Source organism: Pseudomonas sp. LS_2 (assembly GCF_042709235.1).
Lineage (GTDB): Bacteria > Pseudomonadota > Gammaproteobacteria > Pseudomonadales > Pseudomonadaceae > Aquipseudomonas.
Genome location: NZ_JAVAYC010000005.1, coordinates 239455 through 260758, shown reverse-complemented (window position 1 = coordinate 260758; position 21304 = coordinate 239455). Strand labels below are relative to the sequence as shown.

Sequence of the window (21304 nt, the reverse complement as noted above, 5' to 3'; positions counted from 1 at the left end):
CACCCGCACATCGATCAACGCCAACGACCGCTTGAGCACCACGGTCAAATGCACGTCATCATTGCTCGGCTCGCTTAGCCCCGAGGGGTGGTTATGGCAGAGGATCAACGCCGCCGCGTTGTGTAGCAGCGCACGCCGCACCACCTCACGCGGGTAGATGCTCGCCCGGTCGATGGTGCCGCGAAACAGAATTTCGAAGGCCAGCGGGCGGTGCTTGGTGTCGAGGAACAGGCAGCCAAATACCTCGCTGGGCTCGTGGCGCAACATCGATTTCAGGTAACGCCTTACGGCGGCGGGGTTTTCCACAGCCGATTCACGCTCTATAGACATCGCCAAGTTGCGGCGACCAATCTCCAGCAACGCTTGCAACTGGCTGTACTTCACAGGCCCCAACCCAAGCTCACCGAGAAAGGTAGCCTTGTCGGCCTCCAGCAACTGGCGCAAACCTCCGAATTTCACGAGTAGCCCCCGAGACAGCTCGACGACATTGCAACCCCGAACCCCTGAGCCCAGGAATACCGCGAGCAATTCCGCATCCGAAAGGCTCCCCGCTCCCTGACGCACCAACTTCTCCCTAGGCCGTTCGTCGACTGGCCACTCCCTGATGTTCATACCCCTCCTTGTGTCGTACTACGGCGCATTTCGGCGCTGTGTTAATCTATTTCGCTTCGTACATGCGACGTTCTGCCGCAGGCAGTGTTTTTCGTCGCGGCCCGCTTTCACTGGAAAAAGGCAAGCCTATGCAGCGGCTGTATCGCAAGCGCATCGTTCTCGGCGTGGGTGGCGGCATTGCCGCCTACAAGAGCGCCGAGCTGATTCGCCGACTCCTGGAACACGGCGCGCAGGTGCGCGTCGTCATGACCCGCGGCGGCGCCGAGTTCATCACCCCGCTGACCCTTCAGGCGCTTTCCGGGCACCCGGTGCACATGGACTTGCTCGACCCTGCCGCCGAAGCGGCCATGGGCCATATCGAACTGGCCAAGTGGGCCGACCTGGTGCTGATCGCCCCGGCCACCGCCGACCTGATGGCGCGCATGGCCCAGGGCATGGCCGACGACCTGCTGACCACACTCGTGCTGGCCACCGACGCCACCGTCGCCGTGGCCCCGGCGATGAACCAGGCCATGTGGCGCGACCCGGCCACCCAAGCCAACCTGGACCTGCTCAAGAGCCGTGGCATCCAGGTGTTCGGCCCGGCCTCCGGCAGCCAGGCCTGCGGCGACGTCGGCCTGGGCCGTATGCTCGAGGCCACAGATCTCGCCTGGTGCGCTGCCGAAAGCTTCAAGCGCCAGGCGCTGACCGGCAAGCACGTGGTGATTACCGCCGGCCCCACCCAGGAAAACATCGACCCGGTGCGCTACATCACCAATCATAGTTCCGGGAAGATGGGCTTCGCCCTGGCCGAGGCGGCCGTGGAAGCGGGGGCTCGGGTAACCCTCGTCACCGGCCCGGTGCACCTGCCGACCCCCGACCGGGTCAACCGCATCGATGTGGTCAGCGCGCGGGACATGCTCGCGGCCTGCGAAGCGGCCATGCCATGCGACCTGTTCATTGCCTCGGCGGCGGTTGCGGACTACCGCCCGGAGGTCATCGCCGCACAAAAGCTCAAGAAAGACCCTACAACTGGTGACGGCATGCTGCTGCAGATGGTGCGCAATCCAGATATCCTTGCCACCATCGCTGGCCGCCCTGACCGACCGTTCAGCGTCGGCTTCGCAGCCGAGACCGAACACCTGCTCGACTACGCCACGCGCAAGCTAAAGGACAAGAACCTCGACCTGATCGTCGCCAACGATGTTGCCAACCCCAGCATCGGCTTCAACAGCGAGGAAAACGCCCTGACCGTGATCGATCGCCAGCAGCACCAGACTCTCTTCGCGCAGACCAGCAAGGGCAAGATTGCCCGCCAGCTGGTTGCCTTCATCGCCGAACGGCTCAACCAGGTTCAATAAGCTCCATGCACGCTCTTCAAGCCAAGATCCTCGACCCACGCCTGGGCACCGAATTCCCTCTGCCAAAATGCGCAACCCCAGGCTCTGCCGGCATGGACCTGCGCGCCCTGCTCAAGGAAAACACTATCCTCGAGCCCGGCCAGACCCTGCTGATCCCCACGGGCCTTTCCATCCACATCGGCGACCCCGGCCTTGCGGCGATGATCTTGCCGCGCTCGGGCCTGGGCCATAAGCACGGCATCGTGCTGGGCAACCTGGTCGGCCTGATCGACTCGGACTACCAGGGCGAGCTGATGGTTTCCTGCTGGAACCGTGGCGACGCCCCCTTCACCATCACCGTCGGCGAACGCATCGCCCAGCTGGTGCTGGTACCGGTCGTACAAGCGCACTTCGATATCGTCGAGACATTCGACGAAACCCAGCGCGGCACGGGCGGCTTCGGTCACTCCGGCACCCGCTGAGCTGACCGCCGGGGCCATGGATGGCGAACTCTCTGTCGAAAAGGCCGTCCAACCGTTCAGTTTTTGCCTATCCCGGAAGCCTTTGACTACTTGGAGTCCCCAGAGATGAACGACATGGCCCAGCTGGTACCCGCGCTGCCGGACAGCATTTTCCGCGCCTATGACATCCGCGGCATCGTCGGCAAGACCCTGACCGGCGAAACCGCCTATTGGATTGGCCGCGCCATCGGCGCGCAAACCCTCGCCCAAGGCGAGCCACAAATCTCCGTTGGCCGCGACGGGCGCCTGTCCGGCCCGATGCTGGTGGAACAGCTGATCAAGGGCCTGGCCGACGCCGGTTGCCAGGTCAGCGACGTCGGACTTGTGCCGACCCCGGCCCTGTACTTCGCCGCCAATGTGCTGGCGGGCAAGTCCGGCGTGATGCTTACCGGCAGCCACAACCCGCCGGACTACAATGGATTCAAGATCGTCATCGCTGGCGACACCCTGGCCAACGAGCAGATCCAGGCCCTGCTGACCCGCCTCAAGACCAACGACCTGACCCGTGGCGAAGGCCGTGTGGAGAAAGTCGAGATCCTCGAGCGCTACTTCCAGCAGATCGTCGGCGACGTGAAGCTGGCCAAGCGCCTGAAAGTGGTGGTCGACTGCGGCAACGGCGCTGCCGGGGTCATCGCCCCGCGGCTGATCGAAGCCCTGAACTGCGAGGTGATCCCGCTGTTCTGCGAGGTCGATGGCAACTTCCCCAACCACCACCCAGACCCGGGCAAGCCCGAGAACCTGGTGGACCTGATCGCCAAGGTCAAGGAAACCGGCGCCGACGTGGGCCTGGCCTTCGACGGCGACGGCGACCGCGTGGGTGTGGTGACCAACACTGGCAATATCGTCTACCCCGACCGCCTGCTGATGCTCTTCGCCCAGGACGTGCTGTCGCGCAACCCGGGCGCCGAGATCATCTTCGACGTCAAGTGCACCCGCCGCCTGACCCCGCTGATCGAACAGCATGGCGGTCGCGCACTGATGTGGAAGACCGGTCATTCGTTGATCAAGAAGAAAATGAAGCAGACCGGCTCGCTGCTGGCTGGCGAGATGAGCGGACACATCTTCATCAAGGAGCGCTGGTACGGTTTCGACGACGGCATCTACAGCGCTGCGCGTCTGCTGGAGATCCTCAGCAAGGCCGACCAGGACGCCGAAACCTTGTTCGCCGCGTTCCCGAACGATATTTCCACGCCGGAAATCAACATCGATGTGACCGACGAGGGTAAATTCAGCATCATTGATGCACTGCAACGCGACGCCGACTGGGGCGAAGCCAACCTGACCACCATCGATGGTGTGCGGGTGGACTACGCCCACGGCTGGGGCCTGGTTCGCGCCTCCAACACCACACCGGTGCTGGTGCTGCGCTTCGAGGCCGACAGCGAGGCCGAACTGCAACGCATCAAAACTGTATTCCGCACGCAGTTGCTGCGGGTCGAGCCCGGCCTGCAACTGCCGTTCTGACCGACTAACTGTTCCAGACTGGAGCCCTGCATGACCCTCGATCGCGATGCCGCTTCCCATGTAGCCGAGGTTTTGTCCGAAGCACTGCCCTATATCCGACGCTTCGTCGGCAAGACCCTGGTGATCAAGTACGGCGGCAACGCGATGGAGAGCGAAGAGCTCAAGACGGGCTTCGCCCGCGACATCGTGCTGATGAAGGCAGTGGGCATCAACCCGGTGGTGGTGCATGGTGGCGGCCCGCAAATTGGCGACCTGCTCAAGCGCCTGTCGATCGAGAGCCACTTCATCGATGGCATGCGTGTAACCGACGCCGCGACCATGGACGTCGTGGAGATGGTCCTGGGTGGCCAGGTGAACAAGGACATCGTCAACCTGATCAATCGTCACGGCGGTAGCGCCATCGGCCTGACCGGCAAGGACGCGGAGCTGATCCGCGCCAAGAAGCTCACGGTCACCCGCCAGACCCCGGAAATGACCACGCCGGAAATCATCGACATCGGCCATGTCGGCGAGGTCGTGAGCGTCAACACCGAGCTGCTGAACATGTTGGTGAAAGGCGACTTCATCCCGGTCATCGCACCGATCGGCGTGGGCGCCAACGGCGAGTCGTACAACATCAATGCCGACCTGGTGGCCGGCAAGGTGGCCGAAGCGCTGAAGGCCGAGAAGCTGATGCTGCTGACCAACATCGCCGGCCTGATGGACAAGCAGGGCGAGGTGCTCACCGGGCTCACCACCGAGCAGGTCAACGGCCTGATCGCTGACGGCACCATCTACGGCGGCATGCTGCCGAAGATCAAGTGCGCATTGGAAGCGGTGCAAGGTGGCGTGAACAGCTCGCACATCATCGACGGCCGGGTGCCAAATGCGGTACTGCTGGAGATCTTCACCGACAGCGGCGTGGGCACCCTGATCACCAACCGCAAGCGCCACTAAGCGCTTCGCTACCGGCCACAAAAAAGGCGACCTTCACAGGTCGCCTTTTTCATTGCAGAGCCAGGATCAGATCCCGTACTGCTCGCGGTACGCCTGCACCGCCGGCAGATGCTGCTTGAGCTGCGGGTCGTCGGCCAGGAACTCCAGCACCTGGGTCAGCGACACGATGCTGACCACCGGAATGCCGAAATCACGCTCCACTTCCTGGATCGCCGACAGCTCGCCGTTGCCACGCTCCTCGCGGTTCAGCGCAATCAGCACGCCCGCAGCCTTGGCCTGCTGAGCGCTGATGATCTGCATGACTTCGCGAATGGCGGTGCCGGCCGTGATCACGTCGTCGATGATCAGCACATCACCGGCCAGCGGCGCGCCTACCAGGCTGCCACCCTCGCCATGGGCCTTGGCTTCCTTGCGGTTGAAGCACCAAGGCACATCGAGCTGGTGCTGCTCCGCCAGCGCCACTGCTGTGGCCGAAGCCAGGGGAATACCCTTGTAGGCTGGGCCGAACAGCACGTCGAAAGGAATCTTGCTGTCGACGATGGCCGCCGCGTAGCAACGCCCCAGCTGGGCCAGGGCCGAGCCGCTGTTGAACAGGCCGGCATTGAAGAAATACGGGCTGGTACGCCCCGATTTCAGGGTGAACTCGCCGAAGCGCAGAACCCCACGGTCGATGGCAAAACGAATGAAGTCGCGCTGATACGGCTGCATGGAAAGTCCCGGACACCACGGATTTAGCTAAATGAGTTGAGCTCGGGTATCATACACGCACGAGATTTTTGGGGCCATTTATGCGGATCATCAGTGTGAACGTAAATGGCATTCAGGCTGCGGCCGAGCGTGGTTTGCTCAGCTGGCTGCAAGCCCAGAATGCCGACGTCATCTGCCTTCAGGATACCCGCGCCTCGGCCTTTGAACTCGACGACCCAGCTTTCCAGCTCGATGGCTATTTCCTTTACGCCTGCGACGCGGAGGTGCCCGCCCAAGGTGGTGTGGCACTGTACTCGCGGATGCAGCCCAAGGCAGTCATCACCGGTCTGGGCTTCGAGACAGCCGACCGCTACGGGCGTTATCTGCAAGCAGATTTCGACAAGGTAAGTATCGCCACCTTGCTGTTGCCTTCGGGCATGAATGGCGATGAAGACTTGAACCAGAAATTCAAGTTGATGGACGATTTCGCCAAGTACCTGGACAAGCAGCGCCGCAAGCGCCGCGAGTACATCTACTGCGGCTCGTTCTACGTTGCCCAGCAGAAGCTTGACATCAAGAACTGGCGTGACAGCCAGCAGTCGCCTGGTTTCCTGCCACCTGAGCGCGCCTGGATGGACGCGATCATCGGTGAGATGGGCTACGTCGATGCCCTGCGCGAAGTCAGCCGCGAAGGCGACCAGTACAGCTGGTGGCCGGACAACGAACAGGCCGAGATGCTCAACCTGGGCTACCGGTTCGACTACCAGATCCTCACCCAGGGCCTGCGACGCTTCGTGCGCAGCGCACGCCTGCCGCGCCAGCCACGCTTCTCACGGCACGCGCCGCTGATCGTCGACTACGACTGGACGTTGACCATCTGAATACACTGGGGCCGCTTTTGCGGCCCCAGTCGTTATTTGAGCGGTCGCCAGATCCAGGGATAGCGATACGGCTTCCCTTCGTTGGCCCGCACCCCCGCCAGGACGATCAGGATCAACACCGCCACCGCCAGGATGGCGAACAGCACGAAGCCGATTACCAGGAACATCAGCATGAAACTGATGAACCCGGCAATGGTGACGTTGATCTGGAAGTTCAGCGCTTCCTTGCCCTGGGCATCGACGAAGGGGTCGAGCTCACGCTTCCACACCCACAGCACCACCGGCCCCAGCAGGTGCCCGAGCGGCACGACCAAGCCGAGCAACGCACTGAAGTGGCAGAACATCGCCCACTGCCGCACCTCGGCGCGCGGCACTTCGCTGGGCAGGTTCGGATCGCTCATGGGTTACGCCTCCTTGGCGCGTAGTCAGTCGGCGAGTGCCGCCTGTTGCAGGTCGAAGATCTCGCTCATGCCTTTCTGCGCCAACGCCAGCATGGCGTTGAAGTCTTCCGGCTGGAACGGCGCGCCCTCGGCGGTGCCTTGCACTTCGATGAAGCCACCGGCGCTGGTCATGACCACGTTCAGGTCGGTTTCGGCGGCGGAGTCTTCCAGGTAGTCGAGGTCGAGCACCGCCTCGCCCTGGTACATGCCCACCGAAACCGCGGCGATCATGTGCTTGAGCGGGTCGCCGCCCTTCAGGCCGCCCCGCTTCTTGATGACCCGCAGCGCATCGACCAGTGCGACCATGGCACCGGTAATGGACGCGGTGCGGGTGCCGCCATCGGCCTGGATCACGTCGCAGTCGACGTACAGGGTGACGTCGCCCAGCTTGCTCATGTCCAGCGCAGCGCGCAGCGAGCGGCCGATCAGGCGCTGGATTTCCAGGGTGCGGCCACCCTGCTTGCCACGGCTGGCCTCGCGCTGGTTACGCTCGCCGGTGGAGCGCGGCAGCATGCCGTACTCGGCAGTCAGCCAACCCTGGCCCTGCCCCTTGAGGAAGCGTGGAACACCGTTCTCGACGCTGACAGTGCAGATAACCTTGGTGTCGCCGAACTCCACCAGCACCGACCCTTCGGCGTGCTTGGTGTAGTTGCGGGTGAGGCGGATCGAGCGGAGCTGATCGGCGGCGCGACCACTTGGACGTTTCATCTGGAATACCTGTACCGGGACTTGAATCTGGCGAGCATTATAGAGCTGGGCGTCTGGGGAAGACATGCCTATCGTCGCGGGCCGGTAACCTGTCGCCTTTTCCCACCCGCCTCGCAGCGGCTTTGTAAGATGGCCTGGCTTGGGCGTCGCGGCCGCACTGCGCTACAATCCTGCGCCTTGCAGCCGAAAGGCTTCCCCGTTCAACCGAATACGCGAGGTACTCCCCATGGTGCACAGCATGACCGCTTTCGCGCGCGTCGAGCGCGCCGGCAGCCAAGGCACCCTGGCCTGGGAACTGCGCTCGGTCAACCATCGCTACCTTGAACCCCACCTGCGTCTGCCAGAAGCCCTGCGCGACCTCGAAGGCGCGGTGCGTGAAGGCCTGCGCCAAGGCATTTCGCGCGGCAAGGTCGAATGCACCCTGCGCCTGGCCGACGACAGCACCGGCAAGCCGTTGCAGGTCGACCGCGAGCGCGCCGCACAGCTGGTGGCTGCCGCCGAGACCGTGGCCGGGCTGATCCAGCAGCCAGCACCGCTCAACCCGCTGGAAGTCCTGGCCTGGCCAGGCGTGCTGGTGGGCGACGCAGCCGACCCGCAGGCGCTCAACGCCGAGGCCATCGCCCTGTTCGACGAGGCGCTAGCCGAGCTCAAGGCCGGGCGCCAGCGCGAAGGCCAGGAGCTGGCCCGGCTGATCAACGAACGCCTGGACGCGATGGCTCACGAAGTCACCACCCTGCGCGCCCTGGTGCCACAGATGCTGGCCGCGCAGCGCCAGCGCATCCTCGACCGCTTCGCCGACCTGCAGGCCGACCTAGACCCGCAGCGCCTGGAACAGGAAATGGTTCTGCTGGCACAGAAAAGCGATGTGGCCGAGGAGCTCGACCGCCTGAGCACCCACGTCAACGAAGTGCGCCGGGTGCTCAAGTCCGGCGGCGCCGCAGGCCGACGCCTGGATTTCCTGATGCAGGAACTCAACCGCGAAGCCAACACCCTGGGCTCCAAGGCCTTCGACCCACGCAGCACGCAGGCGGCGGTCAACCTGAAGGTATTGATCGAGCAGATGCGTGAACAAGTACAGAACATCGAGTAAGGCCACCCCACCATGAACCACAGCAGCGGCACCCTCTACATCGTTTCCGCCCCGTCCGGCGCGGGCAAGACCAGCCTGGTCACGGCACTGCGCAAGGAAGACCCGAACGTTCAGGTGTCGGTCTCCCACACCACCCGCGCCAAGCGCCCGGGCGAAGAGCACGGGGTGAACTACCACTTCGTCGACCACGACGCCTTCAAGGCGCTGATCGCCAAGGGTGACTTCGTCGAGCACGCCGAGGTGTTCGGCAACTTCTACGGCACCTCGCGCAGCGCATTGCAGCAGACCCTCGACCAGGGCTTCGACCTGATCCTGGAAATCGACTGGCAAGGCGCCCAGCAGGTGCGCGAGCTGCTGCCGGAAGCGCTATCGATCTTCATCCTGCCGCCAAGCCAGGAGGCCCTGCGCCATCGCCTCGACAACCGCGGCCAGGACAGCGAAGAGATCATCGCCGGGCGCATGAAGGAAGCGGTCAGCGAGATGGTTCACTACGACGAGTACGACTACGTCATCATCAACGACGATTTCGCCGTTGCGCTGGAAGACCTGAAGTCGGTGTTCCGCGCCAACCGCTTGCTGCTCAAGGCGCAGCAACAGCGCCATGGGGCGCTGCTCAAGCAACTGGTCGGCTGAAGGCCGAGCTGATTCTATCGGCGGGCAAGCCCGCTCCTACGGATTGTGCGATCCCTGTAGGAGCGGGCTTGCCCGCGAATGGGCCGGGTAGCGGCCCCGCTGCAATCAATCCTGCAACTGCAAGTTCGCCTGCTGGTGCAAGGTCGCACCCAGGAAGTACGCCGGCGCCCGCAGCCGCGACAGCATCATCAGCACGATCCCCAGCACCGAGATGATCGCTGCGATCACGAACACCAACCCCAGCCCCCCCACGTGCGAGCCGCTGCCGAAATCGGGCGAGGCGCTGTCGATCGCCGTGCGCACGAAGATCACCGACAGGATGGCCCCACCGGCCAGCGGGCAAAGGCCGCGCATCAGGAAATGCCGCATGCTGTCGAACAGGCTGCGGCGGAAGTACCACACGCAGGCGAACGCAGTCAGCGAGTAGTAGAAGCAGATCATCATGCCCAGCGCGGTGATGGTGTCGGCCAGCACGTTCTCGCTCAGGGTACGCATGGTCACGTAGAACAGGCCCGCCGCCACGCCCGCGCAGATGGTCGCGTAGCGTGGCGTCTGCGAGCGCGGGCAGACGCTGGCAAAGCGCTGCGGCACAGCGCCGTAGTAGCCCATTGCAAGCAGAGTGCGCGCAGGCGAAACAAAGGTCGACTGCAACGACGCTGCGGTACTGGCCAGCACCGCGATGGACATCAGGATCGCGAGCGGCCCCATCACCGGGCCTGCCAGGTGAGCGAAGACGTTCTCCTGGATATCCGGGTTGCCCAGGCCCAGGCCAATGTCGCTGACGCCCGCGAACTGCAAGGTGGCGATCGCGGTAAACAGGTAGATGCCGAGAATCAGCAGCACCGTCCAGGTAGCGGCCTTGCCCGGCACTTCATCGCTGCCAATGGACTCTTCGCTGACGGTCAGGCACACGTCCCAGCCCCAGAAGATGAAGATCGACAGCGAAAGGCCCGCCGCAAACGCCGAGAACGACTCGACGCCAAACGGGTTGAACCAGGCGAAATCGAACGCCAGCGGCGGCGGCGCGGTGGTTTCGCCGAACGCGGCGAAGCCAAAGCCGATCAGCACCAACAGCTGCAGGGCCACTAGGCCGTATTGCACGCTCATTGTGGTGCTCATGCCACGGCAACAGATCCACACCGCCAAGGCGATGAACGCACAGCAGGTGGTGATGTTGATCAACAGGTTGTCCGCCAGCCTCGCCAGGTCGTGGTGCCCGGTAATCTGCCCGAGGAACAGGTAGAAGAAATCGACGGCCACCCCGGCCAGGTTTGACAGCACGATGGTAGTGGCGACCACCAGCCCCCAACCGCCGATCCAGCCGATCATTGGCCCGAAGGCACGCGCCGACCAGGTAAAGGAGGTGCCGCTGTCCGGCTCCGCCGAGTTCAGCTCGCGGTAGCCCAGGGCAACCAGCAGCATCGGCAGGAAACCAACGATGAACACCGCCGGCAGGTGTGCGCCGACTTCGCGCACGGTTGGACCGAGGGCGCCGGTCAGGGTGTAGACCGGGGCGATGGTGGAGATGCCCAGCACCACGCTGGCCAGCAGGCCCAGGCGGCCTTTTGCCAGGCCTTTGCTGGCACCCTTGGTGTTGCCCGAGTCGGCTGCCACATCGGGTGGGCGGCCGGCTTCTGTGTATTCGCTCATGAGTAATCGTGCCGTTGCTATTGGTATTGTTTTTTCACAGGCCTTCCGGGAAAGGCCGCTTTCACTCATTGAAAGCTGCTTCCGGGCACTTCTCCGGTACCCGTTGGTTACACGCTGCCATCGACGTTTGGGGGCGCCATTGTAATGATGCGGAACGACATTTGAAGGCAAATCAGCCAAAAGGCGGAAGAACGCCCCCTTCGAGTCACACGACCTACACCGTGTGCAGGTACCAGTTGTACTCGAGGTCGGAAATAGACACCTCGAACTCGGCCAGCTCGCTTTCCTTGCAGGCGACGAAGATGTCGATGTAGTCCGGGCTGATGTACTGGTTCAGCACTTCGCTGTCGTCCAACGCACGCAGCGCGTCACGTAGGTTGTTCGGCAGGCTCTGCTCCAGTTGCTCGTAGGCGTTGCCCTCGATCGGCGCGTCCGGCTCGACCTTGTTACTCAGGCCGTGATGGATACCGGCGAGGATGGCCGCGAGCATCAGGTAAGGGTTGGCATCTGCACCGGCCACGCGATGCTCGATGCGCACGTTGTCGCTGCTGTCGGTAGGTACGCGCAGGGCCACGGTGCGGTTGTCCAGGCCCCAGCTCGGCGCGTTGGGCACATAGAACTGGGCGCCGAAGCGGCGGTACGAGTTGACGTTCGGGCAGAGGAAGGCCATGGATGCCGGCATGGTTTGCAGCGCCCCGCCAATGGCATGGCGCAGGGCCTCGCTTTGCAGCGGGTCGTCGCTTGCGAAGATGTTCTTGCCGGTTTGCTTGTCGAGCAGCGAGATGTGCACGTGCAGGCCATTGCCCGCCTGGCCCGGGTAAGGCTTGGCCATGAAGGTGGAGTCCATCTCATGGTCGTAGGCGATGTTCTTCACCAGGCGCTTGAGCAAAATCGCGTAGTCGCACGCTTTAAGCGGGTCGGCGACGTGGTGCAGGTTCACCTCGAACTGCGCCGGGGCGCTTTCCTTGACGATGGCATCGGCCGGCAGGCCCTGCTCCTTGGCTGCTTCGAGCATGTCTTGCAGGCACTCGGCATATTCGTCGAGGTCGTCGATCAGGTACACCTGGGTCGACTGCGGGCGCTTGCCGGAAATCGGCGAGCGCGGCGGCTGTGGACGGCCGTTGAGGTTGTCCTGGTCGATCAGGTAGAACTCCAGCTCGAATGCCGCGCATACCTGCAGACCCAAGGCATCGAACCGGGCTACCACCTGGCGCAGCACTTCGCGGGGGTCGGCGAAGAATGGCGTGCCGTCGAGCTCGTGCATGGTCATCAGCAGCTGTGCGGTGGGGCGTTTCTGCCAAGGCTCATCGCACAACGTGTCGGGAATCGGATGACAGATTCGGTCGGCATCGCCGATGTCCAAGCCCAGGCCGGTGCTTTCGACCGTCGAGCCATTGATGTCCAGGGCGAACAGCGAGGCCGGCAGGTTGATGCCCTTCTCATAGACCTTGTGCAGGCTCGCGCGCTCGATGCGCTTGCCGCGCACGACACCATTCATGTCGGAAATCAGCAGGTCGACGAACTGGGTATCCGGGTGGGCTTGCAGGAAGGCATTCATCTCGCGGGAGGAGCTGGCGCACGGGGAAACCGACGTCATGGCTGTACATCCTTTGCTTCGAAGCGGCGATGTGGGGATACGACTGACGCCCCAGGGGCGACGATGGTGCTGCTGTTGTTCTTTTCACTGTCCCATCGTGGGGGAGTTGCCCCAATGGATGCATTGATTCCCTTAGGCCTTTCCACTATAAAATGGGCTTTCGTGCAACAGACATTGGCATTTCGGCAAGCAGAGCGTGCACCCATGCAATATCAGATCAACCACGCCGACCTCTCCCTCGTGCTCGCCCTGGAGCGTGGTCGCTCCCTGGCCAAGGCCGCCGAACTGCTCAAAGTCGATGTTTCCACGGTGTTCCGCTCGATCCGCCGCCTCGAGTCGGCGTTAGGCACAGCGCTGTTCGTGAAAAGCCGCAAGGGCTACCTGCCGACCGACACCGCCCAGGCTCTCGCCGAGCAGGCCGAGCGCGCCGAGCAGGCGCTCGATGCCGCGCGCATCGCGCTGACCAGCGGCGAACAAGTGGTGAGCGGCACGGTACGCCTGACCTGCACCGAAGCGGTGATGCACAGCCTGCTGCTGCCGGCCCTGGCCGGCTTCATGCCGAACTACCCGGCGCTGTCGCTGGAGATGGGCACCTCCAACACCTTCGCCAACCTCAGCCGCCGCGACGCCGACATCGCCCTGCGCCTGACCAACACGCCACCAGAACACCTGGTAGGCCGCTGCCTGGGCTCGACCTCCTATGTGATCTGCGGGGTGCCCGAATTTCGCCAGCGTGTGACCGAGGCGCCGGGCAGCGTGCCGTGGATCGCCCCCGACGACTCGATGCAGGACCACCCCACCGTGGTCTGGCGCAACCAGCACCACCCAGGCCTGAGCCCGCGCTACCAGTGCAGCGGCATGTCGACCATCGCCCAACTGGTGAGTACCGGCATGGGCGTGGCCGCACTGCCCGACTACATGGTGCATGGGCTGGAGGGGGTAGAAGCATTGAGCGGCGCGCTGCCGGGCTGCGATACCCAATTGTGGCTGCTGACACGGCCGGATTGCCGCGCCCTGCGCTCTGTGCAAACGCTGTTCGAGGAACTGACCCCGCGCTTGCGCGAGGCGATGTCGCGTTGAGCTGATCGTAGAAACGGCGCAACGCCTGTAGAAGCGGGGCTCGCCCGAGAATACCGGCGCAGCCGGTGCCACACACCGCAGGGCCTGGTTCGCGGGCAAGCCCGCGGCTGCGGGTGGTTTATCGTTATTGAGGCCTGTGATGGCTCCCGACAAAACAACCCTTCCCTATTGGCTGGTGATTTTTTAAACTATCGAGTCCGCCTGCCCATTTAGGGCTGCACGCCTACCGCATTTGCTACTGAGGAAGACCATGGCCCGCGTAACTGTTGAAGACTGCCTGGAACACGTGGATAACCGCTTCGAGCTGGTCATGCTCTCGACCAAGCGCGCCCGTCAGCTGGCCACCGGCGGCAAGGAACCGCGCGTGGCATGGGAAAACGACAAGCCTACCGTGGTTGCCCTGCGTGAAATCGCCGAAGGTATCGTCACCCCTGAGTTCATCGCCGCCGAAGAGATCGTCACCGAGGATCCGGTGTTCGCTGCGTTCGAGGACGAAAACAACGAGGCTGTCTGATTCATGCCCAGGGTTTGTACGAAAAGTCGCCGAGCGGCGATCCTGCAAGGCGAAAACAGGCGAGGAAGCGGAGTTTGCGGGTTGCAAATGAGCATTCCGAGCCTGTTTTCAACGCAGCAGGGTCGCCACGCAGGCCCTTTTCGTACAAAGCCTAGTCGACGTCGTGCGGCACAAGGCCCTCTGCCTCGGCAGGAGGTGAAGCCATGCCGGGTATAGAAACCCTCGCCGAACGACTGTCGACCTATCTAGGCCCGGAGCAGGTCAACCTGGTCCGCCGCGCCTACTTCTACGCCGAACAGGCCCACGATGGGCAGCGCCGCCGCAGCGGCGAGCCCTACGTGACCCACCCTCTGGCAGTTGCCAGCATCCTCGCCGACATGCACATGGACCATCAGAGCCTGATGGCCGCCATGCTGCACGACGTGATCGAGGACACCGGCATCGCCAAGGAAGCCTTGAGCCAGCAATTCGGTGAAACCGTCGCCGAGCTGGTCGACGGGGTCAGCAAGCTGACCCAGATGAACTTCGAGACCAAGGCCGAGGCGCAAGCCGAGAACTTCCAGAAAATGGCCATGGCCATGGCCCGCGACATTCGCGTGATCCTGGTCAAGCTGGCCGACCGCCTGCATAACATGCGCACTCTGGAAGTGCTGTCCGGCGAGAAACGTCGGCGCATCGCCAAGGAAACCCTGGAAATCTACGCCCCCATCGCCAACCGCCTTGGCATGCACACGGTGCGCGTGGAGTTCGAAGACCTTGGCTTCAAGGCCATGCACCCGATGCGCTCCTCGCTCATCAACCGCGCGGTTAAAAGTGCTCGGGGCAACCGCAAGGAAATCGTCACCAAGATCGAGCATTCCCTGGTCAACTGCCTGGCGGCAGATGGCATCGAAGGCGAGGTCAGCGGCCGCCAGAAACACCTTTATGGCATCTACAAGAAGATGCGCGGCAAGCGCCGTGCCTTCAACGAGATCATGGACGTGTATGCCTTCCGCATCGTCGTCGACAAGGTCGACACCTGCTACCGGGTGCTGGGTGCCGTGCACAACCTGTACAAGCCGCTGCCGGGCCGCTTCAAGGACTACATCGCAATTCCCAAGGCCAACGGCTACCAGTCGTTGCACACCACGTTGTTCGGCATGCACGGCGTGCCCATCGAAATCCAGATCCGCACCCGCGAGATGGAAGAGCTGGCCAACAATGGCATCGCCGCGCACTGGCTGTACAAGTCCAACGAGGACGAACAGCCCAAGGGCAGCCACGCCCGTGCCCGCCAGTGGGTCAAGGGCATCCTCGAGCTGCAGCAACGCGCCGGCAATTCGCTGGAATTCATCGAAAGCGTAAAGATCGACCTGTTCCCGGACGAGGTCTACGTGTTCACGCCCAAGGGCCGGATCATGGAGCTGCCCAAAGGCTCCACGGCCGTCGACTTCGCCTACGCGGTACACACCGACGTCGGCAACAGTTGCATCGCCTGCCGCATCAACCGACGCCTGGCACCGTTGTCCGAACCGCTGCAAAGCGGCTCGACGGTCGAGATCGTCAGTGCACCCGGCGCCCGCCCGAACCCGGCCTGGCTCAACTTCGTGGTCACCGGCAAGGCACGCACGCACATCCGCCACGCCCTCAAGCAACAGCGCCGTTCCGAGTCGATCAGCCTCGGCGAACGCCTGCTGAACAAGGTGCTGACCGGCTTCGACAGCAGCCTGGAGAAGATCCCCCAGGAGCGCATCCAGTCGATCCTCGACGAATACCGCCTGGAACTGGTCGAAGACCTGCTCGAGGACATCGGCCTGGGCAACCGCATGGCCTACGTGGTCGCACGTCGCCTGTTGTCTGCCGAGGGCGAGCAGTTGCCGAGCCCGGAAGGCCCGCTGGCCATCCGCGGCACCGAAGGGCTGGTGCTCAGCTACGCCAAGTGCTGCACGCCGATCCCGGGCGACCCGATCGTCGGCCACCTGTCGGCAGGCAAGGGCATGGTCGTGCACCTTGAAGACTGTCGCAACATCAGTGAAATCCGCCATAACCCGGAAAAATGCGTGCAGCTTTCCTGGGCAAAGGATGTCACCGGCGAGTTCAACGTCGAACTGCGCGTCGAGCTGGAACACCAGCGCGGCCTGATCGCACTGCTGGCCAGCAGCGTGAACGCCGCCGACGGCAACATCGAGAAGATCAGCATGGACGAGCGCGACGGTCGTGTCAGCGTGGTCCAACTGGTGGTCAGCGTACGCGACCGCGTGCACCTGGCCCGCGTGATCAAGAAGCTGCGCACCTTGACCGGCGTGGTCCGCATCACCCGCATGCGTGCGTAGTCCCGTCAACCGCAAGGAGTCAACATGACCAAGACCGTCATCAACAGCGACAAGGCCCCCGCCGCCATCGGTACCTACTCCCAGGCGATCAAGGCTGGCAACACCGTGTACATGTCGGGCCAGATCCCGCTGGACCCCAAGACCATGGAACTGGTCGAAGGCTTCGAGGCGCAGACCGTGCAGGTCTTCGAGAACCTCAAGTCGGTGGCCGAAGCCGCTGGCGGTTCGTTCAAGGATATCGTCAAGCTGAACATCTTCCTCACCGACCTGAGCCACTTCGCCAAGGTCAACGAGGTCATGGGCCGCTACTTCGAGCAGCCCTACCCGGCCCGCGCCGCGATCGGCGTTGCCGCCCTGCCCAAGGGCGCTCAGGTCGAAATGGACGCCATCCTCGTCCTCGAGTGATGCCCGTGGCGGGCTTTGCGCCCGCCGTTTCCCTGTCTCAAGGTTTCCCACCATGCGTCATGCCCTGCCTCTCGCGCTGGCAGCCCTGTTCCTGGGCGGCTGCGCCAGCCACAAACCCGAAGATTACAACGGCACCTGGATCAACCAGGCGGCCATCGATGCCGCCGCCAAGGGCACCAGCCTGCGCCAGGCCCTGAGCGAGCACGGCCCGGTACTGGAATGGAAAATCGATACCGCCAGCCAGCAAGCCAGCTACAGCAATGGTTTCGAAGCCGCTGACGGCAGCCTGGTTGCGTCAGAGGACCAATGGCAAGCCAACTTCGCAGGCGGCCAAACCGAGCAGCTGACGCTCGACGGCAAGGCGCTGGAGGCCACCAGCCAGTCCGGCGCCAAGCAGGTCTTCGCGCGCAGCGAACCGCAACCTGCGAGCAACACGCCACTGGGCGGCACCTTCGAGAAAGCCTTGTACAAAGCCTACCTGGGCGGCGACTGGAAGATCGTAGAAGGCCAGGGCCAAGGCGCCATCGTGCGCTTTACCGACAACGGCAACGTCAGCGGCCTGCCCGGCCCGGACCGCTATGCCCTGTGCCTGGCAGGCGATTGCGCGACCATGGGCGCGGGCAACGACAGCCTGTGGCTGGAGCGCAACCAGCGCGGTGCGCCGTGGATCTTCAAGCGCGATGGCGACAAGCTGGAGATCTTCCAGGCGCAGAACACCGCACAGCCGGATGAGATGCCGCAGCTGGCGCCAGGCGCGCGGCAGTGGGTGCTGGAAAAGGACTGACCGCCGGAAAAGGCAACACCGCGCTGCATGGCACCGACTTTGCCGTGCTCATGGGCAAGCTCGCTTCTACAAGGACGGCGCTGAACCTGTAGGAGCGGGCTCGCCCGCGACCACCGGCAGATCCGCTGCCATACAGCGCGGATCAGCCTCGTCCTTTCAGAATCGCCGCGTAGCCTTCCTTGTAGCTCGCATACTGCGGCGCCCAGCCCAATGCCCGTGCGCGGGCATTGCTGCAACGCTTGCTGCCCGTGCGCCGAACCCGCTGCTGGTCCGACCATTCAGTGACGCCCAGGTACGCACGCAGCCAGGCCACAACCTCGGCCAATGGCGCAGGGTCGTCATCCACGCCGATGTAGCAGTCGTCCAAAGCCACGCCATCGGCATCTGCCTGGAGCAGGAACGCCAGTAATCCCGCGGCATCCTCGGCATGGATGCGATTGCCGTACAGCGGTGGCTCTTCAGCAACGCGATAGCCCTGGCGCACCTGGCTGAGCAGCCACTCACGGCCAGGGCCGTAGATCCCGGTAAGGCGAACCACGCTCGCAGGGATGCCACTGTGCAGTGCCAATTGCTCGGCTTCGAGCATCACCCGCCCCGAATAGCCTTCAGGCACGGTTGGCGCGTCTTCTTCGACCCATTCGCCGCCCTGCTGCGCATAGACGCTGCTGCTGGAAACGAACAGCAGACGACGCGGGCGCTGGCCCTTCTGCGCAAGCCAAGCCAGCACATTGCCCAGCCCTTGCACGTAGGCTGACAGGTAACCTGCCTCGTCGTGCTGGCTGGCCGCCACGCAATACACCAGGTAGTCCGGCGCCTGCCCAGGCCATGCGGCAGGGATGCCGGGCTCGCTCAAATCCGCCGCCACCGGATACACACCCTCCGGCAATTGCTCGACCGAACGCCGCAACCCCGATACCCGCCAGCCCTTTGCAAGCAGGCGACGCGCCAGGCGACCGCCGACATCCCCGCAGCCGACGATCAACGCCGATAAACCAGACATCACGAAACTCCATTGCCGAAAACCATGGGAAATTCTGCGGCAGTTTCGTCTCTACAGCGAAGCGATTTTTGCTTTCCGCAGGCTGCGCCCTATGCGTAGATGGCTTCGTTCGACCATTGCCCGGCAGGTTGTGCGTGCAAGCGCCAGAATACCTGCGCAACCTCTGCCGCCTCTCGCGAGTCCGGGCCGACCAAGCGAGGCAGGCGAGCTGGTACCGGTGCTCGAAGCGTACTCTCCGCCGTCGGAATCGTTCTATCTTTACTACCCGACCCGAACGATGACGTCGGGAAAGCTGCGCGTGTTCATCGACTTCCTGCGCAGGCTCGGCGAGGCGCGCTAGACGATAAACGGCAAGCACGTAGGGAAAAAAAGCAACATTATTACTTCTGTTAACAAGAATTACTTGCAATAATGCCGCACTGTCAGTTCTCGGCCCACCTCGAGGCCGTGGAGAACACTACTTTCTTTTCTTCATCAGGTCCGGCCAGCATGACTCGTACTCAACCTTCCGCTTCGCCAACCACGTCGCGCGCCTGGCGCGCCATTGCCGCGCTGATGTTCAGCCTGGTGCTGGCCCCGGCCGCCATGGCTGAAGAGCCCGCCGCCAATGGCGCCACTGCGCCTGCCGCCGCCACTGCTCCAGCAGCTGCGGCCACCCCGGCGGCACCAGGCACCGAACAGCCGACCGCCGGCGCCACTGCGCCAGCAGGCGCACAGGCTCCGGTAGGCGACAACGTCGAAGCGCTGGTCGAGGACACCACCCTGGGCATGGCCCACGACCTGTCCCCGTGGGGCATGTACCAGAACGCCGATATCGTGGTGAAGGCCGTGATGATCGGCCTGGTCATCGCCTCGATCATCACCTGGACCATCTGGATCGCCAAAGGCTTCGAGCTACTGGGCGCCAAGCGTCGCCTGCGCGGCGAGATCGCCCTGCTGAAGAAGTCCGCCAGCCTGAAAGAAGCCAGCGACGTCACCAACAAGCAAGGCACCCTGGCCCACACCCTGGTACACGACGCCCTCGAGGAAATGCGCCTTTCGGCCAACACCCGCGAGAAAGAAGGCATCAAGGAGCGCGTGAGTTTCCGCCTGGAGCGCCTGGTGGCGGCCAGCGGTCGCAGCATGAGCACTGGCACCGGCATGCTCGCCACCATTGGTTCCACCGCGCCATTCGTGGGCCTGTTCGGTACCGTGTGGGGCATCATGAACAGCTTCATCGGCATCGCCAAGACCCAGACCACCAACCTGGCGGTGGTCGCCCCCGGTATCGCCGAGGCCCTGCTGGCCACCGCCCTGGGCCTGGTCGCAGCGATCCCGGCCGTGGTCATCTACAACGTCTTCGCCCGCTCCATCGCAGGCTACAAGGCGCAGGTCTCCGACGCTTCGGCCCAGGTACTGCTGCTGGTCAGCCGTGACCTGGACCACCAGGCTGGCGAACGCGCCGCCCCGCACATGGTGAAAGTGGGGTAAGCCATGGGCCTGCATCTCAACGAAGGTGGCGACGACCTCGCCGAAAACCACGAAATCAACGTCACGCCGTTCATCGACGTGATGCTGGTACTGCTGATCATCTTCATGGTTGCCGCGCCCCTGGCCACCGTCGACATCAAGGTCGACCTGCCGGCCTCGAGCGCCAAGCCCGCGCCGAGGCCCGAGAAGCCGGTGTTCGTCAGCGTCAAGGCCGACAAGATGCTCTACGTCGGCGACGACGCAGTGGCGCAACGCGAACAGCTCGGCGCCATGCTCGACGCCAAGACCAAGGGCGACAAGGAAACGACCATCTTCTTCCAGGCCGACAAGGGCGTTGACTACGGCGACCTGATGGAAGTGATGAACACCATGCGTGCCGCGGGCTACCTGAAGGTCGGCCTGGTCGGTCTCGAGACGGCAGCCAAGAAATGACGAAGACGCGCTCCAACCTGGCGCGCTACAGCACCAGCCTGGCGATCGTATTGGCATTGCATGCCGTCGCCGTGCTGCTGACGCTCAATTGGTCGGTGCCGCAAGCCATCGAACTGCCCCCGGCAGCGATGATGGTCGAGCTGGCACCGTTGCCTGAGCCTGCGCCACCACCACCGCCCAAGGTCGTCCCACCACCGCCGGCACCGGTCGAAGAACCGCCGCTGCCAAAGCTCGTGGAGGCGCCGAAACCGAAAATCGCCATCGCCAAGCCGAACCCCAAGCCCAAGCCACAGCCGCCCAAGCCTGAGAAGAAGCCTGAGCCGCCGAAGGACGAGCCACCTTCCAAGGAAGAAGTCGCCGACACGCCGCCAAGCAACCGCCCTCCGGAGAAATCCGCGGCCCCGGCGCCGAGCATCGCGGCCAGCAGCAATGCCCTGCCCAGCTGGCAGAGCGACCTGCTGCGCCACCTGGCGAAGTACAAGAAGTATCCGGACGACGCACGCCGTCGTGGCCTACAGGGCATCAACCGGTTGCGCTTCGTGGTCGACGCCGAAGGCAAGGTCCTATCGTATGCGTTGGCGGGAGGCTCCGGCAGCGCTGCACTGGACCGCGCCACGCTGGAGATGATCCGCCGGGCCGGGACCGTACCGAAGCCACCGGCGGAATTGCTGAACAACGGCACCATCGAAGTGGTTGCACCGTTCGTCTACTCGCTGGATAAACGCTGACAACTTTGCTTCTGTCACAAAACGGCAAGTCTGATAACGTG

The 21304-nt window shown here is 63.6% G+C and carries 21 protein-coding genes and 1 pseudogene; 15 read left to right on the top strand and 7 right to left on the bottom strand.

The features are described from left to right. The coding region (gene radC / locus RAC97_RS07175; RefSeq protein WP_375098572.1) for a DNA repair protein RadC at positions 1-612 on the bottom strand (612 nt) is incomplete at its 3' end. A 128-nt stretch (positions 613-740) separates the two neighbouring features. Here radC and coaBC point away from each other — a divergent pair. From coaBC to argB, 4 genes and pseudogenes are all read left to right on the top strand, one after another. Continuing rightward, on the top strand, positions 741-1952 hold the full coding sequence (gene coaBC / locus RAC97_RS07170; RefSeq protein WP_375098571.1) for a bifunctional phosphopantothenoylcysteine decarboxylase/phosphopantothenate--cysteine ligase CoaBC: 1212 nt from the start codon (positions 741-743) through the stop codon (positions 1950-1952). A 5-nt stretch (positions 1953-1957) separates the two neighbouring features. Next, positions 1958-2413: a dUTP diphosphatase gene (gene dut, locus RAC97_RS07165; protein ID WP_375098570.1), complete on the top strand. Its 456-nt coding sequence runs from the start codon at positions 1958-1960 to the stop codon at positions 2411-2413. A gap of 129 nt (positions 2414-2542) precedes the next feature. Then, positions 2543-3916: pseudogene (locus RAC97_RS07160) on the top strand (phosphomannomutase/phosphoglucomutase); the annotation flags it as partial. 30 nt (positions 3917-3946) lie between these two features. Then, a complete protein-coding gene (gene argB, locus RAC97_RS07155) occupies positions 3947-4852 on the top strand; it encodes an acetylglutamate kinase (RefSeq protein WP_375098569.1) in 906 nt (301 codons plus the stop codon). 66 nt (positions 4853-4918) lie between these two features. Here the strand turns inward: argB and pyrE are convergent, their stop codons facing one another. Continuing rightward, a complete protein-coding gene (pyrE, locus tag RAC97_RS07150) occupies positions 4919-5560 on the bottom strand; it encodes an orotate phosphoribosyltransferase (protein WP_375098568.1) in 642 nt (213 codons plus the stop codon). 80 nt (positions 5561-5640) lie between these two features. On the opposite strand from pyrE, the gene RAC97_RS07145 reads away from it, so the two are divergent. Beyond that, a complete protein-coding gene (locus tag RAC97_RS07145; RefSeq protein ID WP_375098567.1) occupies positions 5641-6420 on the top strand; it encodes an exodeoxyribonuclease III in 780 nt (259 codons plus the stop codon). A gap of 32 nt (positions 6421-6452) precedes the next feature. Here the strand turns inward: RAC97_RS07145 and RAC97_RS07140 are convergent, their stop codons facing one another. Then, a complete protein-coding gene (locus RAC97_RS07140) occupies positions 6453-6821 on the bottom strand; it encodes a DUF4870 domain-containing protein (RefSeq protein WP_375098566.1) in 369 nt (122 codons plus the stop codon). A 24-nt stretch (positions 6822-6845) separates the two neighbouring features. Beyond that, positions 6846-7568, bottom strand: a complete 723-nt coding sequence (gene rph / locus RAC97_RS07135; protein ID WP_375098565.1) for a ribonuclease PH — start codon at positions 7566-7568, stop codon at positions 6846-6848. Positions 7569-7794: 226 nt separating this feature from the next. Between rph and RAC97_RS07130 the strand changes: the two genes are divergently transcribed. Further along, positions 7795-8658 carry a YicC/YloC family endoribonuclease gene (locus RAC97_RS07130; RefSeq protein WP_375098564.1) on the top strand — a complete coding sequence of 288 codons (864 nt, stop codon included), beginning with the start codon at positions 7795-7797 and terminating at the stop codon, positions 8656-8658. A gap of 12 nt (positions 8659-8670) precedes the next feature. Next, positions 8671-9291 carry a guanylate kinase gene (gene gmk, locus RAC97_RS07125; protein WP_375098563.1) on the top strand — a complete coding sequence of 207 codons (621 nt, stop codon included), beginning with the start codon at positions 8671-8673 and terminating at the stop codon, positions 9289-9291. Between the two features lie 105 nt (positions 9292-9396). Here the strand turns inward: gmk and RAC97_RS07120 are convergent, their stop codons facing one another. Both RAC97_RS07120 and RAC97_RS07115 read right to left on the bottom strand, forming a co-directional pair. Then, complete coding sequence (locus RAC97_RS07120) at positions 9397-10941, bottom strand: APC family permease (protein ID WP_375098562.1); 1545 nt, start codon at positions 10939-10941, stop codon at positions 9397-9399. A gap of 214 nt (positions 10942-11155) precedes the next feature. Continuing rightward, on the bottom strand, positions 11156-12538 hold the full coding sequence (locus tag RAC97_RS07115) for a glutamine synthetase family protein (RefSeq protein ID WP_375098561.1): 1383 nt from the start codon (positions 12536-12538) through the stop codon (positions 11156-11158). A gap of 204 nt (positions 12539-12742) precedes the next feature. Between RAC97_RS07115 and RAC97_RS07110 the strand changes: the two genes are divergently transcribed. From RAC97_RS07110 to RAC97_RS07090, 5 genes are all read left to right on the top strand, one after another. Beyond that, positions 12743-13618 (top strand): LysR family transcriptional regulator, encoded by an 876-nt coding sequence (locus RAC97_RS07110; protein WP_375098560.1) that lies wholly within the window; start codon positions 12743-12745, stop codon positions 13616-13618. Positions 13619-13868: 250 nt separating this feature from the next. Next, positions 13869-14132, top strand: coding sequence for a DNA-directed RNA polymerase subunit omega (rpoZ, locus tag RAC97_RS07105; protein ID WP_008091595.1), 264 nt, complete (start codon positions 13869-13871; stop codon positions 14130-14132). Between the two features lie 203 nt (positions 14133-14335). After that, positions 14336-16444 (top strand): bifunctional GTP diphosphokinase/guanosine-3',5'-bis pyrophosphate 3'-pyrophosphohydrolase, encoded by a 2109-nt coding sequence (gene spoT / locus RAC97_RS07100; protein WP_375098559.1) that lies wholly within the window; start codon positions 14336-14338, stop codon positions 16442-16444. A gap of 24 nt (positions 16445-16468) precedes the next feature. Then, positions 16469-16849, top strand: coding sequence for a RidA family protein (locus tag RAC97_RS07095; RefSeq protein ID WP_375098558.1), 381 nt, complete (start codon positions 16469-16471; stop codon positions 16847-16849). 52 nt (positions 16850-16901) lie between these two features. Continuing rightward, entirely contained in the window at positions 16902-17633 is a 732-nt protein-coding gene (locus RAC97_RS07090; protein ID WP_375098557.1) for a hypothetical protein, read from the top strand. 142 nt (positions 17634-17775) lie between these two features. Here RAC97_RS07090 and RAC97_RS07085 read toward each other — a convergent pair whose 3' ends face one another. Beyond that, entirely contained in the window at positions 17776-18633 is an 858-nt protein-coding gene (locus RAC97_RS07085; protein WP_375098556.1) for an SDR family oxidoreductase, read from the bottom strand. 489 nt (positions 18634-19122) lie between these two features. Here RAC97_RS07085 and exbB point away from each other — a divergent pair, with 489 nt between their 5' ends. Genes exbB through RAC97_RS07070 form a run of 3 tightly spaced genes read left to right on the top strand, consistent with a single transcriptional unit; the run spans position 19123 to position 21263 of the window. Then, positions 19123-20103: a tonB-system energizer ExbB gene (gene exbB / locus RAC97_RS07080; RefSeq protein WP_375098555.1), complete on the top strand. Its 981-nt coding sequence runs from the start codon at positions 19123-19125 to the stop codon at positions 20101-20103. Positions 20104-20106: 3 nt separating this feature from the next. Further along, positions 20107-20535: a TonB system transport protein ExbD gene (exbD, locus tag RAC97_RS07075; RefSeq protein WP_375098554.1), complete on the top strand. Its 429-nt coding sequence runs from the start codon at positions 20107-20109 to the stop codon at positions 20533-20535. Next, on the top strand, positions 20532-21263 hold the full coding sequence (locus RAC97_RS07070; RefSeq protein ID WP_375098553.1) for an energy transducer TonB: 732 nt from the start codon (positions 20532-20534) through the stop codon (positions 21261-21263). Before exbD ends, RAC97_RS07070 begins: the two co-directional genes overlap by 4 nt. Positions 21264-21304 lie beyond the last annotated feature (41 nt).